Here is a 12,757-nt window from a genome sequence, read left to right as displayed (position 1 = left end):
CCCCAGTCCACACCACAAGCGATTGGCCGACCAGACGCCCGGGATCGCGCGCACGGGGAAGTAGCACCACAGAATAAACCTGTTACCATCCATTCATACATTTGTTTGAACAAGGATTAATAATGACAAACACCACCGCAGCGAACTATGACCTGGTCGTGTTCGGCGCCACCAGTTTTGTTGGCCAGATTCTTACCCGCTACCTTGTCGAGAACTACGGCACCGACAAAGAAGTCAAGTGGGCCATTGCCGGCCGCTCAGAAAGCAAACTGGAAAAACTGAGAGCGGATCTGGGGAGTGCAGCGGGGGCATTGCCTGTGATCCTGGCCGACGCCGGCGATGAATCCGCGCTGCGCGATCTCTGCAAGCAGACCCGGGTGGTTATCTCCACCGTTGGCCCGTATGCGCTGTTTGGTGAAACACTGGTGAAGGTGTGCGCAGAAACCGGCACCGACTACTGCGACCTGACCGGCGAAGTTCAGTGGATTCGCCGCATGATTGAGCGTTATGAAGATCAGGCGCAAAAATCCGGCGCAAGAATTGTGCATTGTTGCGGGTTTGATTCGATTCCGTCTGACATGGGCGTGTGGTTTTTGCAGCAAGAGGCCGAAAAGGCGTTTGGCAAGCCTTGCCAGGACGTACGTATGCGAGTCAAAGTGGCCAAAGGCGGTTTGTCTGGCGGAACGGTCGCATCCATGATCAACATTGCCAAGGAGGCGGGCGCAGACCCGAAACTGCGTAAAGAACTAGCCAACCCGTTTTCCATCTGCCCGCCGTCACACCGTTCGGAAACGCGGCAGCCAAACCTGAAGTCCGCCGAGTTTGATGAAAACTTCAATGCCTGGCTGGCACCGTTCGTGATGGGCGCTATCAATACCCGTGTCGTACACCGCTCAAACGCGCTTCAGGGCGCGCGGTACGGGAAAGAGTTCACCTATGACGAAGCAATTATGACCGGCAAGGGCACCAAAGGCCGGTTAGCGGCTTACGGAATGGTGGGAGCCCTGGGGGCATTCTTTACCGCCTCGGCCATTAAACCGACCCGCTGGATTGTTGAAAAACTGGTCCCCAAACCGGGTGAAGGCCCGACCCCTGAAGAGCAGGAAAACGGCTTTTACGATATCCGGTTCGTTGGTAAGACCCCGGATGGCAAGACCATGATCACCAAAGTCACCGGCGACCGGGACCCGGGTTACGGCTCAACATCAAAAATGCTGGGCGAAGCCGGGCTTTGCCTCGCGTTTGATGTGGACGAGAGCGTAAAGGGCGGCTTCTGGACCCCGAGCTCGGCCCTCGATGGGAAATTGCTGGAGCGCCTGCAGGCCAATGCAGGGCTGACGTTTGAGGTGGTTGAAAGCCGCTGATCAGGACAGGCGTATAATGCGGTCGGAAGCCAGCAAGGCTTCCGGCCCATGCCCCAGCGAAATCACCGTACGGCCCTTGAGCCAGCGGCTGATAGCCGGAGATATGCTCTCCCGTGTTGCCTCGTCCACACCCGTGAACGGCTCATCCAGAACAATCACCGGTGCAGTGCTTAACAGAACCCGTGCGAGCACCAGACGGCGGGCTTCGCCGCCGGATAAGCGATTTCCGGCACTTCCAAGCCAAACGTTCAGACCCTCGGTTTCTTGCGAAAAGCGTTCGCCCAGGCCGACCAATTCCAGCACCCGCCACAAATCGCCATCGTCTGCGGCAGGATCTGCCAGTAACAGGTTGGCTCGCACGGTATCCTCAAACACCACGGTACTCTGCGTCAGATACGCGCAGGGCAGGGAATGCAGGTGACCGGCACAGGGCGGCAGGAGACCGGCCAGAGTATCGGCCAGGGTTGACTTGCCGCTGCCGGAGCGACCTACAACACCCACCGTATCGCCCCGGTTCAGCTCCAGAGTAAAGTTGCCAAGCAAAGGCGGGCATTCTGGATAGCCGATGGTTAGGTTGCTCGCCATGATTGCCCGGTCGCCCGTTAAGGTGGGCAATCGGTCAGGCAGCTCGGGACGTTCCGGTTGGGTCTGAGCGCTGGAATTCAATCGCCGGGCTGCCGAGCGCGTTGCCCCCAGCTTTCCAAAGGCGTCTGGAAGTACCGCGTAGACCTCGGCAAGCCCGAGCAATGCGATGGGCAGCAGCACCAGCACCGGCCCGCTCAGCGCTCCCTGTTCGAACATGATACAGCCAAGCCACAAAGCAACCACGGCCGCCATGTTGATGAGAAGATGCGATACAGCCTGGTGCCAGCCCGCCCGGCTATCTACCCGCGCCTGATCGCGGGAGATTTCGACACTGCGGCGCATCAATCGTGCTGTATGTTTACCTGTCCTTCCCGCGGCAGTGAGTTCGGCAAATCCCTCCAGATGCTCAATCAGCTCGCCCCGCAAACTTTCCTGGCGGTCACTCAATTCTCCGGAAGCCGCCCGGGTGCGCAAATACACCAGCCAGGTGGACGTAAGCAAGGCGGCGGTCAGAATGGCCAGCAGCGCCAGCGCCACAACGCCGTTAAACAGCAGCCATGCCGCTCCAACGATGATCAGGGTGACCACGGCGGCGAGGCCGGCCGGGGCAATGAGCCGAAGGTACAGAGTATCCAGGGCATCCACATCGGCGGTGAGGCGCGAAAGCCACTGAGCGCCTGACTGGTGGTTGCGAGCACTGCGGGAACGCCGGGCCAGTTGATTGAACAACTCAACGCGTATGTCGGTCAAAAGTTTGAGTACGGTATTGTGGTTGTACACCCGCTCCAGATACCGAAACACGGTGCGGGAGACGGCAAAGAAGCGGATGCCGCCGCCCGGTACATACAAGTTGATATAGGCCTGTACACCGGCAGCCAGTAACAGGCCGACAAGGGCTGTCTCAGTCAGAAACCAGCCAGAAAGCGCCAGTAAGCCAATCCCGGAGAGCAGGGTGCCCAGCAGCAAGCCGGCGCCTGCCATGAGTCGGCCCTTTCGGCGAAATATCAGCGTAAGCCAGGGAGAAAGTTCAGGCATCACGAACCTCGCCTTCGTTGACGATAAGTACTCGGTCGGCCAGCGTCAGCAACGCCTGATGGTGTGTCGAAAACACAAGATTTTTGCCGGATTCACAGAGCTTGCGCAGGGCGTCAACAATAAAAACTTCACTGGTGGCATCCAGACCTGCGGTCGGCTCATCCAACAAAATGAGCTGATAGTCAGCCAGAAAAATACGCGCCAGGCTGAGGCGCCGGGCCTGCCCGCCAGAAAGACCTTGCCCGTCTTCGGCCATGGCACTGTAAATACCCTCCGGGCGGCTATCAATCAGCTCTCCCAGGCCCACTTGCCTCAAAGCGAAATCAATCGCAATGTCGGAGGCGTCCGGGCTTGTCAGGCGGAGGTTCTCGGCCCAAGTGCCCTGAATCCAGAAGCCTCGCTGCCCCAGCCAGCCAAAGGGGTGCTCTCCGGGTGCTGCTCCGAATACCGACACCGCACCGACACCAGGCTGGATGAAGCCGGCCATCAGATGCAGCAGTGTCGACTTTCCGCCTCCGGACGGGCCCGTCAGCGCCACGACTTCGCCCCGGCTTATGGTGAGGTCCAGATGATGAAGAATAATCGGGCCATCGCCGTATCGCACCGACACATTGTCAATCTGAATACGGTCTGCCGACGAGCGGGGTGATTCACCGGTTTCTGTGGTGCTTGCAATCGCACCTGATCTGACCGGTTGCTCCAGCCTCGCGAGGATTTCCGTACCCGCACCAAGGGCGGCGGCCCGGTCATGATAATGTTGGGAGAGGGTGCGCAACGGCTGGAAGAATTCCGGCGCCAGCAACAGAATCAGCAGACCACTGAAGAGGGTGAGTTCATCGCTTGGCCCGAATTCGATATAACCGAGCAAACCAAAACCGATGTAGATGGCCAGCACTGCAATGGCCACCGATGCAAAGAATTCCAGCACCGCCGACGACAAAAATGCCACCTTGAGCGTTTTCATGGTGATCATACGGTATTGGTCAGAGCGCGACTGCAAGGTTTGACTGGCTTCCTGCGTACGACCGAACAATTGAAGCGTGGTCAGCCCCCGGATTTTATCCAGAAACTGGCCGGACAAGCGGCTGACTGTTTCAAAATGCTGCTGATTGAGCTTCTCGGCCCCCATACCCACCAGAGCCATGAACAGCGGGATGAGTGGCGCCGAGAGCGCCAGAAACATGCCCGCCAGCCAGTCCAGCCAGAATACCAGAACCAGAATGCACACAGGGATGATCACAGACAGCGTCATCTGCGGGAGAAACCGGGCAAAGTAGCCGTGCAGGGCTTCAACGTGGTCCAGCCATTCCCGGGCCAGAGACGCGGCGGAGGTGTCGCTGAGATTGACCGGCCCCGTTGCTTTCCAGTGCTGATGTAATTGCCAGCGTGCCTCGCGGCGCACCTGCTCACTGCAGCGGGCGGCGAAGCGGGTCTGCAGCCCCTGGCCAATGGCCCGAATCACCAGAACTCCAAGCAGGGCCACAAACCAGGGAGTGAGGCCGGAAACCGGCACCTTCTCAATTACTCCCTGATGGATGACGCCGGCCAGCAACACCATCTGAACGATGGTTGCCAGCCCGGCCAGCGTGCCGGCAATGACGGTGGCGGTTACCCAGCGCCGGCTATTACGGGCCAGCGAGGAAAGCCAGTTACTGACCGTTGACCGGGCGGCATCTGCCACTTAGTGGTACCCCTCTCCTGCGCGAACCTTGCCGCGAAAGACCCAATAGGTCCAGGCGGTGTAGACCAGCACAATGGGAATGACGAACAGCAGGCCCAGCAGCAGGAACAACTGCGATTCGTAGGCTGAGGCGGCTTCCCAAAGGGTATAGTTGGGGGGAACCACATAAGGCCACTTGCTCACTACAAGACCGAGATAGGTTGTAATGAACAGGCCCATGGTGGCAATAAACGGCATAGCTTCAAAGCGGTTGCGCACCGACCGCCAGATCTGGAATGCGCAAAGCAGCGTCAGCGCCGGCAAAATCCAGATCACACTCAGGTTGGAGAACCAGCGTTCGCGCACCATATCGTCCACAAACGGTGTCCATACACTGATGATTCCGAACACCACCAGTACCGCGAAAAGCAGGGGAGCGGTTACCCGGTAGGCCCACTCCTGAAGATGCCCTTCGGTTTTCAGGATCAGCCAGGTCGAGCCCAACAATGCATAGCCCGCGAGCATTCCGAGGCCAGTCAACACGGTAAACGGAGTCAGCCAATCCAGCGCGCCGCCCACGTAAACGCCATCGACGGTGTTAAAGCCCTGGATGTAGGCGCCGACTACTGCGCCCTGGGAGAAGGCAGCGATGGTAGAGCCGCCGGCAAACGACCAGTTCCAGAGATATCTGGAGGTGCGGGCCTTGAAGCGGAACTCGAACGCGACACCACGAAAGATCAGCCCTGCCAGCAGCAGAAATACGCCAATATAGAGTGCGGGCAAAACGATGGTGTAAACCATCGGAAAGGCGGCCAGCAAACCGGCGCCGCCCAGCACCAGCCAGGTTTCGTTGCCATCCCAGACTGGCGCAACGGAATTCATCATTGTGTCCCGGTCGGTTTCCGAAGGCGCAAACGGGAAGAGAATGCCCACCCCGAGATCAAAACCGTCCATCAGCACATACATGATGACGCCAAAACCGATAATGAAGGCCCAGATGAGGGCCAGATCAAACAGTTCCATGGTCAGTGGCCCCCTTTTATAGCCGGATTGGTCTGCTGCGCATCCTGATTTTCGGATTCGATTTCAAACGGTACATGAGCCGCAGAAAGCGGGCGTGCCGGGCGGTCGGAAACGTGCTCTTCATCATCGGCATCTTCAAGACCCACGAACAGGACGCGCATCAGGTAATACACGCCCGCGCTGAAAACCAGGGAGTACACAACGATATAGCCGATGAGGGTAAACAACGCCATACCGCCGGTCAGCGATGGTGTTACCGCTTCGGCCTGGGTCATCATTCCATAGACCAGCCAGGGTGCCCGGCCAGTTTCGGTGACAAACCAACCGGTAAGCACCGCGATGAAAGGCGCAACGCTCATAAACCGCAACCCCTGAAGGTACCAGCGGGCTTTGTAAAGCCGGCCACCGGCCCGCAATACCAGGCCTGCCACAGCAAACAGGATCATCAACAGGCCGAGACCCACCATTATGCGGAAAGACCAGAACACCAGCGCAACCGGAGGTTGTTCTTCCACCGCAACTTCATTCAGGCCCGGCACCTCGCCATTCACATCGTGGGTGAGGATCAGGCTGGCGAGATTCGGAATACCAATTTCGAACAAATTGGTCTGGTTTTCCTGGTCCGGAATTGCAAACAACAGCAAAGGCACGTTACCGGAGGTTTCCCAGTTTCCTTCCATGGCCGCGACTTTGGCGGGCTGATGCTCCAGAGTGTTCAAACCGTGGAAATCACCCACAACAGCCTGGGCCGGAGCAATGATCAGCAACAACCACAAGCACATGGACAGCGCTTTACGGTTGGCTTCCACTTCACGGCCACGCAGCAGGTACCAGGCACTGACGCCCGCCACTACAAAACCACCGGTCAGAAAGGAGGCCAACACCATATGCAGGAACCGATACGGGAAGGAGGGATTGAAAATAGCCTCGCTCCAGGACACCACGTGGAAGACACCGTCACGGAACTCGACGCCCGCCGGGGTTTGCATCCAGCTATTGGCAGAGAGAATCCAGAATGAAGAGATAAAGGTGCCGGTGGCGACCATTATCGCTGCGAAAAGGTGAACACCCGCAGGCACTTTGTTTCGGCCAAACAACAAAACCCCCAGAAAGGCAGCTTCCAGGAAAAATGCCGTAATCACTTCATAACTGAGCATGGGCCCCAGAAAGTTGGCAGACGCCTGCGCAAAGTTGCTCCAGTTGGTGCCGAACTGAAACGACATCACAATGCCCGACACCACACCCATGCCGAAGACCACAGCAAACACTTTGGTCCAGAAAGACGAGAGCTTGGTCCATACCGGATTACGGGTTTTGAAGGCCAGGCCTTCGAGCACCGCGATGTAGGAGGCGAGCCCGATGGTAAACACCGGGAAAATGGCGTGAAATGACACCACGAACGCGAACTGTATTCGCGATAGGATGAGGGGATCGAGTTCCATAGGAACCTCCGGTAACTCGCACAAATCATAACAAACGGGGCCAGCGCACCCGTTCAGCCGCTGCCTTAGTTGATTTTGTTATGTTGTTATTGCCGGCAGATATTTACAATGCTACGCAAATCGTAGCAGATTTGGATAGGGCAGTTTGTCGCACCCCTTGATTTAAAACAATTATGGTGAGCCGCATGAGCTTTTACGAGGACCGCATCCTCCCGCATATTATCGACAAGGCCTGCTCCACGGGGCAGGTAATGAAATTACGCAGCCAGCTTGTGCCACAGGCCACAGGGCGCGTTCTGGAAGTTGGCATGGGTTCCGGCATCAACCTGCAGTTTTACAATCCGCGCGAAGTTGACAAGGTTTACGGCCTGGAGCCCTCCGAAGGGATGCGACGAAAAGCCCTGCCAAACCTCCAGAAAAGCCCGATCCACGTGGAGTGGCTGGATTTGCCGGGCGAACAGATCCCGCTGGATGACAATAGCGTGGACACCGTGCTGCTAACATTTACGCTGTGTACCATCCCGGACTGGCGCGAAGCCCTACGCCAGATGAAACGTGTACTGCGGCCCGGCGGAAACCTGCTCTTTCTGGAGCATGGCGAATCGCCACAACACGGCATTCGAAAGTGGCAACACCGCATCACCCCCGGTTGGCGGAAAATTGCGGGTGGCTGCCACCTGAACCGCCATATTGCCGATTTGATCCGGGAAGCCGGCTTTGAGATCCAGGAGCTGGACAACCTCTATATGCCCAATGCACCCAGAATTGCGGGCTACATCTACAAGGGCAGGGCAACAAACCCCGAGAGCCCATAAAGAAATAGTGGCCCCTTCGAAACGGAATTGCGTTACGCCACCGGCCCTTATACAATTCGTGCCCTCAGCAATTCCCCTCCTATGCCCGGATGGTGAAATTGGTAGACACAAGAGACTTAAAATCTCTCGGCCGCAAGGCCGTGCCGGTTCGATTCCGGCTCCGGGCACCATATTTATCAATAATTTATCGCAAGCATTTTGCCTCATCATCGCGATTGATCCCCATGTGTAGGCACAATGAACCCTCTGGCCCGGCAAAAAGCGCTCATTGAGATTGCCTCCCGTCATCCCTAGGTCATTCGAGAAGGCCGCGAGCTACGGGATTATTTGCCTTTTAGCACCGAAGCCGCTGACGTTCTGGCGGAATTTGAGCCCGAAAATACTCTCTACCGCGACAACTGTGGATGAAGCCCGCTGGTTGGAGGCACACGGAGCCGACGCTATAGTTGTGTCTGACGGCCAACAGTTGGGGACTTATGTAAATGCCTAAGACATTGCTGATGCTGCTTGGGATCATCTCGATCGGGGTTGGCGTTAAAAAAACCGCGCCTGTTTCCAGCCGCGGTTTTAGGCAGTGTCAGGTCGCTCAGGCGGTTTTGGCCATCCGCTTTCTTACACCGAATCCCAATAAGCCAAGCCCCAACAAGGCGAGAGTAGAGGGCTCTGGCACAGACACCGAGCGGGAGGTGATGATGCCTTTCAACTCAGCTTCATTGTCGAAACTTTCTTTGGTCCAGAACTCATTGGCCAGGGCGTTGTTGTAGAAAAAGCCGGAAATATCGACAAAGTAATTAACGCCACCGATCAGAAAAGAATCTGATGCGCCAGTGTTCAGGGCAAAGGCAACACGGTCGGCGCAGCCGTTGACGTTGACGCCAACCCCGTTTTGACCACCGTCAGCGCAGGGATTGCTGTTGTTGGTGGTTTCCAGATGCTCAAAATCGAAAACCGATGAGACGGTTTCTATGTTGCCATCAATCGACAAGGTTGTTTCAACGGTGAGTTCGGCCGTATTCAGAGCCGTCCCCGTGATCGGCCAGTTAAAGTGGGTGAACGTTCCCAGATTGAAGTTCACGTTTTCATTTACGTTGACGACAGGCGGTGCCGCGCCGTCAAAGCGATAGCCACTCTGTTGGTTTTGCTGATTGGCAGGGTTACCCCATCGGATTTCATTGGTGCCACCGCCGCTCACCGCGGGGGCTGTTGGATTGGTAGACGTCCAGCTACCGCTAACGTTGGTCAGCTGAATAACCGCAGCTTGGACAGATCCTGCGGTAAACAGGGCCACTGCGGCGCCGGCAAGCATAATTTTTTTGTTCATGTGTGACACTCCCTGTGGGCTTCGTCATTTGATTGCCTCGGCCCAAGGGATTCCCTGGGCTACCCGTGTTAAGTAGCAACAGGGATGCCCAGTACAAAAAAACGCCAGTTTTACAGTATCAAACAAGTCATTCGGCCGTGCCTGATCACGCCTTGGTTCGGGTAAGTGTAAAAAATACGGACAGCCGCGAAATCACCGGTCAGGGTTATCTTGTTGCGGCAGTGGCTCAATGCGATTGATGTCACCGGTCGGTGCGGCAGGTTCGTCTTTAATGACAACAAGAATGCCGCCAATGATGATGGCGAGGCCAACAAGAGCCTTCAACAAGTTTGAGAGGGACATACATCACCTTCTTTGCCTGTATTTACTTCTAGCCTGAGGGCGAAGGCTGAGATTACAACCATTGGCCAAAGGTCGGTTCGACACCGGCAGCGGTGTTGGGAATACTGGGGAGAGAGCAAAATCGAGCCTCGAATGGGAGTGTTGTATGACAGAAGCGACTGACGCACCGGTACGCGTTCACACTGAACATGGTATAGCCACGATAACCCTGAACCAGCCAGCGCAGCGGAACAGCCTGTCGATGGCCATGCTTGAGTCGCTCTCTGGCGTTTTGACTGATCTTGGCCGGGACGGGGGCACGCGTGTGGTGGTGCTTGCCGCAGCGGGAAAGGTGTTTTGCGCGGGGCATGATCTCAGGGAGATGCACGAGCAGATTGATAGTCACGACTTTCAGTTAAAGTTGTTTCAGCAATGCAGCAAAGTCATGCAGCAAATTGTGAACCTGCCGAAACCGGTGATTGCCCGGGTTAGCGGTGTAGCCACTGCCGCTGGTTGCCAGTTGGTGGCCAGCTGCGATCTGGCGGTTGCAGAGCGGGGCGCACGGTTCGCCACGCCGGGGGTCAATATTGGCTTGTTCTGTTCAACGCCGATGGTCGCTTTATCGCGCAACATCAGCCGCAAACATGCCTTGGAAATGCTGTTGACCGGTGAACTGATAAGCGCAGAGCGTGCGGAACAGATAGGCCTGATTAACCGGGCGGTGGCATCAGAAGCCCTGGATGAAACGGTTTATGGCATGGCGGCGACCATCGCAGGAAAATCCGGCCACACACTGAGAATTGGTAAGGAAGCCTTTTATCGGCAACTGGAGATGTCGCTTGACCAGGCCTACGACTACACCGCCCATGTGATGGCTGAAAATATGCAGGCTAACGACGCCCGGGAAGGGATTTCCGCGTTTCTGGATAAGCGCGCGCCAGACTGGCAGCACCGTTGATCAGGGTGAGCAGTCCGCGGCCTCGCCCCGGGTCAGGTGGTCACCAATCGCTATGTTCCGCCGGTTGAAATACCCCAGGTTCATTTCAACCGCGTGCCAGTATGCGGCTCCGGCGGGATAGCCGGGGCAGTCGTTACTGCGAGAGGACGCACAGGGGTGCATTTGGCGGATGCTCACGATCGTGCCTCGCTTATCCAGAAAAGCAATGTCCAGGGGAATCATGGTCTTGTACATCCAGAAGCCCTGTTCCGGTCGGCGTTCATAATCATAACTGAACAGCATACCGGCGTTCTCCGCGAGCGCCTGGCGCCCCATCAAGCCTTTCTGGCGGGTTTTGCTGTCACTGGCTGTTTCCAGTATCACAGGGTGGGCCTGGTCGTCAGTCACGAAGCAGGCTTCAATTTTGGGCAGAGGCTCGGGGCTTTTCGCGTCGGCCAGGCCACAGCCGGTCAGGGCAGTCGTTGTCGCGAATACAATCAGCCAGCGGATCATCATGAGCGCAGTCGATATCCGGTTTTGAAAATCCACCAGACCGCCGTCATGCACATGGTCAGAAACACCAGGGTCATCCCGACGCTGATCCCAACGTGAATGTCCGAGACGCCATAAAATGCCCAGCGGAACCCGCTGATCAGGTATACCACCGGGTTAAACAGGCTGATGGTTTGCCAGACTTCCGGCAGCATATCGATGGAGTAGAAAGTACCGCCGAGAAAGACCAGGGGGGTGACAATCATCATAGGAACAATTTGCAGCTTTTCGAAGCCGTCAGCCCAGATTCCAATAATGAAGCCAAACAGGCTGAAAGTCATCGCTGTTAAAATCAGGAACGATAGCATCCAGAACGGATGCAGAATCGAGTAATCAACGAACAGTTTCGCGGTGGCGAGAATGATCAGGCCAAGAATAACGGCTTTGGTGGTGGCGGCACCGACATACCCGAGCACAATCTCGACGTATGAGACGGGGGCCGACAGCACCTCGTAGATGGTGCCGGAAAACTTGGGCATATAAATGCCGAACGAGGCGTTCGAGATGCTCTGCATGAGCAGTGACAGCATCACCAGCCCGGGAATGATGTACGCGCCATAGCTGATGTTGTCGATGTCTCCCATACGCGAGCCGATGGCCGAGCCGAAGACCACAAAGTACAGGCACGTGGAAATAACCGGCGACAGCACACTCTGCATGACCGTGCGTTTCATGCGTGCCATCTCGAATTTATAAATCGCTTTTACACCGTAAAGATTCATGGATCTCTCCGTTTGCGCGGGTGGTTACTCGTGCACCAGGCCCACGAATATCTCTTCCAGGGAGCTTTCCCGGGTTTGCAGATCACGGTATTCAATATCGAGATCGCCCAAAGTGCGCAGAAGGCGGGCCACGCCCGCTTGTTGCTGCTGGGAGTCGAAGGTATAAATCAGTTCGTAGCCGTCGTCCGATAGCTCGATGGGCTCCAGCGTCAACTCTCCGGGTAGTTCATCGAGTTTCTGGTGGAGCTGCAGCCGGAGTTCTTTTTTGCCCAGCTTGGACATCAGCCGATCCTTGTCTTCCACCAGGATGATTTCGCCCTGGCGTATGACCCCGATCCGGTCGGCCATCTCCTCGGCTTCTTCGATGTAGTGGGTGGTCAGGATGATAGTGGTGCCATTTTCCCGAAGTTTGCGCACCATTTCCCACATATCACGCCGGAGCTCTACATCAACACCCGCTGTCGGTTCATCCAGAAACAGGATGCGCGGTTCGTGGGAGAGGGCTTTGGCGATCATCACCCGGCGCTTCATGCCTCCGGAGAGCGACATGATCCGGTTGTCACGCTTATCCCAGAGTGAGAGGTCTTTGAGTACCTTTTCGATATGGGCGGGTTTGGGCGACTTGCCGAATAGACCACGGCTGAACGACACTGCGTCCCAAACCGTCTCAAACGAATCTGTATTCAATTCCTGGGGGACCAGGCCAATCGCTTCCCGGGCTTTGCGGTACTGCTTCACAATGTCGTGCCCGGCCGCTTTCACCTCGCCCTGGCCCTTGTTGACGATGCCACAAATAATGGAAATGAGCGTGGTCTTTCCGGCACCGTTGGGGCCGAGCAACGCAAAAATCTCACCTGGATAGATATCGAGATTCACGTCTTTGAGGGCCTGGAAGCCGTCTTCGTAGACCTTGTTCAGGTGCTTTACGGAGATGTCCGGTTGCACGGGCGTGTCCTGTTCTGTTGATGGTCGACCAGAAA

At 56.5% G+C, this 12,757-nt stretch carries 12 protein-coding genes and 1 tRNA gene; 4 read left to right on the top strand and 9 right to left on the bottom strand.

Annotated elements, in window-relative coordinates; all coding sequences use genetic code 11:
* The first annotated feature begins 122 nt into the window (after positions 1-122).
* Positions 123-1,364 (top strand): saccharopine dehydrogenase family protein, encoded by a 1,242-nt coding sequence (locus ACP2AU_RS00550; RefSeq protein ID WP_426373821.1) that lies wholly within the window; start codon positions 123-125, stop codon positions 1,362-1,364.
* Here ACP2AU_RS00550 and cydC read toward each other — a convergent pair whose 3' ends face one another.
* Genes cydC through ACP2AU_RS00530 form a run of 4 tightly spaced genes read right to left on the bottom strand, consistent with a single transcriptional unit; the run spans position 1,365 to position 7,109 of the window.
* On the bottom strand, positions 1,365-2,984 hold the full coding sequence (cydC, locus tag ACP2AU_RS00545) for a thiol reductant ABC exporter subunit CydC (protein ID WP_426373820.1): 1,620 nt from the start codon (positions 2,982-2,984) through the stop codon (positions 1,365-1,367). It lies immediately after the preceding gene.
* Positions 2,977-4,665, bottom strand: a complete 1,689-nt coding sequence (gene cydD / locus ACP2AU_RS00540; RefSeq protein WP_426373819.1) for a thiol reductant ABC exporter subunit CydD — start codon at positions 4,663-4,665, stop codon at positions 2,977-2,979. Before cydD ends, cydC begins: the two co-directional genes overlap by 8 nt.
* The gene (gene cydB, locus ACP2AU_RS00535) at positions 4,666-5,667 is read right to left on the bottom strand and encodes a cytochrome d ubiquinol oxidase subunit II (protein ID WP_426373817.1); all 1,002 of its coding nucleotides are present in this window, start codon (positions 5,665-5,667) and stop codon (positions 4,666-4,668) included.
* Positions 5,668-5,669: 2 nt separating this feature from the next.
* Positions 5,670-7,109, bottom strand: coding sequence for a cytochrome ubiquinol oxidase subunit I (locus ACP2AU_RS00530; RefSeq protein WP_426373816.1), 1,440 nt, complete (start codon positions 7,107-7,109; stop codon positions 5,670-5,672).
* A 185-nt stretch (positions 7,110-7,294) separates the two neighbouring features.
* On the opposite strand from ACP2AU_RS00530, the gene ACP2AU_RS00525 reads away from it, so the two are divergent.
* Entirely contained in the window at positions 7,295-7,924 is a 630-nt protein-coding gene (locus tag ACP2AU_RS00525) for a class I SAM-dependent methyltransferase (RefSeq protein WP_426373815.1), read from the top strand.
* An 83-nt stretch (positions 7,925-8,007) separates the two neighbouring features.
* Positions 8,008-8,094: transfer RNA gene (locus ACP2AU_RS00520), tRNA-Leu, on the top strand.
* A gap of 416 nt (positions 8,095-8,510) precedes the next feature.
* On the opposite strand, the gene ACP2AU_RS00515 is transcribed toward ACP2AU_RS00520, so the two are convergent.
* Both ACP2AU_RS00515 and ACP2AU_RS00510 read right to left on the bottom strand, forming a co-directional pair.
* On the bottom strand, positions 8,511-9,245 hold the full coding sequence (locus ACP2AU_RS00515; protein WP_426373814.1) for a THxN family PEP-CTERM protein: 735 nt from the start codon (positions 9,243-9,245) through the stop codon (positions 8,511-8,513).
* Between the two features lie 192 nt (positions 9,246-9,437).
* Positions 9,438-9,587, bottom strand: coding sequence for a hypothetical protein (locus ACP2AU_RS00510; protein ID WP_426373813.1), 150 nt, complete (start codon positions 9,585-9,587; stop codon positions 9,438-9,440).
* Between the two features lie 145 nt (positions 9,588-9,732).
* On the opposite strand from ACP2AU_RS00510, the gene ACP2AU_RS00505 reads away from it, so the two are divergent.
* Entirely contained in the window at positions 9,733-10,524 is a 792-nt protein-coding gene (locus tag ACP2AU_RS00505; protein WP_426373812.1) for an enoyl-CoA hydratase, read from the top strand.
* Here ACP2AU_RS00505 and ACP2AU_RS00500 read toward each other — a convergent pair whose 3' ends face one another.
* The 3 genes from ACP2AU_RS00500 to ACP2AU_RS00490 are packed head-to-tail and all read right to left on the bottom strand — an operon-like array spanning position 10,525 to position 12,722.
* Positions 10,525-11,019, bottom strand: a complete 495-nt coding sequence (locus tag ACP2AU_RS00500; RefSeq protein WP_426373811.1) for a DUF192 domain-containing protein — start codon at positions 11,017-11,019, stop codon at positions 10,525-10,527.
* Entirely contained in the window at positions 11,016-11,777 is a 762-nt protein-coding gene (locus ACP2AU_RS00495; RefSeq protein ID WP_426373810.1) for an ABC transporter permease, read from the bottom strand. The genes ACP2AU_RS00500 and ACP2AU_RS00495 overlap by 4 nt, the downstream gene beginning before the upstream one ends.
* A 24-nt stretch (positions 11,778-11,801) precedes the next feature.
* On the bottom strand, positions 11,802-12,722 hold the full coding sequence (locus ACP2AU_RS00490) for an ABC transporter ATP-binding protein (protein WP_426373809.1): 921 nt from the start codon (positions 12,720-12,722) through the stop codon (positions 11,802-11,804).
* Positions 12,723-12,757: the final 35 nt, after the last annotated feature.

The organism is Marinobacter sp. VGCF2001 (assembly GCF_049943275.1).
Classification (GTDB): Bacteria; Pseudomonadota; Gammaproteobacteria; order Pseudomonadales; family Oleiphilaceae; genus Marinobacter.
The sequence above is the reverse complement of the archived record's forward strand: the minus strand, read 5'-3'. Positions and strand labels throughout refer to the sequence as shown.

Excerpts from the sequence above, each read along its gene's own strand:
- ACP2AU_RS00550 (WP_426373821.1), top strand. The coding sequence starts at position 123 with ATGACAAACACCACCGCAGCGAACTATGACCTGGTCGTGTTCGGCGCC.
- cydC (WP_426373820.1), bottom strand. The coding sequence starts at position 2,984 with ATGCCTGAACTTTCTCCCTGGCTTACGCTGATATTTCGCCGAAAGGGC.
- cydB (WP_426373817.1), bottom strand. The coding sequence starts at position 5,667 with ATGGAACTGTTTGATCTGGCCCTCATCTGGGCCTTCATTATCGGTTTT.
- ACP2AU_RS00530 (WP_426373816.1), bottom strand. The coding sequence starts at position 7,109 with ATGGAACTCGATCCCCTCATCCTATCGCGAATACAGTTCGCGTTCGTG.
- ACP2AU_RS00525 (WP_426373815.1), top strand. The coding sequence starts at position 7,295 with ATGAGCTTTTACGAGGACCGCATCCTCCCGCATATTATCGACAAGGCC.
- ACP2AU_RS00515 (WP_426373814.1), bottom strand. The coding sequence starts at position 9,245 with ATGAACAAAAAAATTATGCTTGCCGGCGCCGCAGTGGCCCTGTTTACC.
- ACP2AU_RS00510 (WP_426373813.1), bottom strand. The coding sequence starts at position 9,587 with ATGTCCCTCTCAAACTTGTTGAAGGCTCTTGTTGGCCTCGCCATCATC.
- ACP2AU_RS00505 (WP_426373812.1), top strand. The coding sequence starts at position 9,733 with ATGACAGAAGCGACTGACGCACCGGTACGCGTTCACACTGAACATGGT.
- ACP2AU_RS00500 (WP_426373811.1), bottom strand. The coding sequence starts at position 11,019 with ATGATGATCCGCTGGCTGATTGTATTCGCGACAACGACTGCCCTGACC.
- ACP2AU_RS00495 (WP_426373810.1), bottom strand. The coding sequence starts at position 11,777 with ATGAATCTTTACGGTGTAAAAGCGATTTATAAATTCGAGATGGCACGC.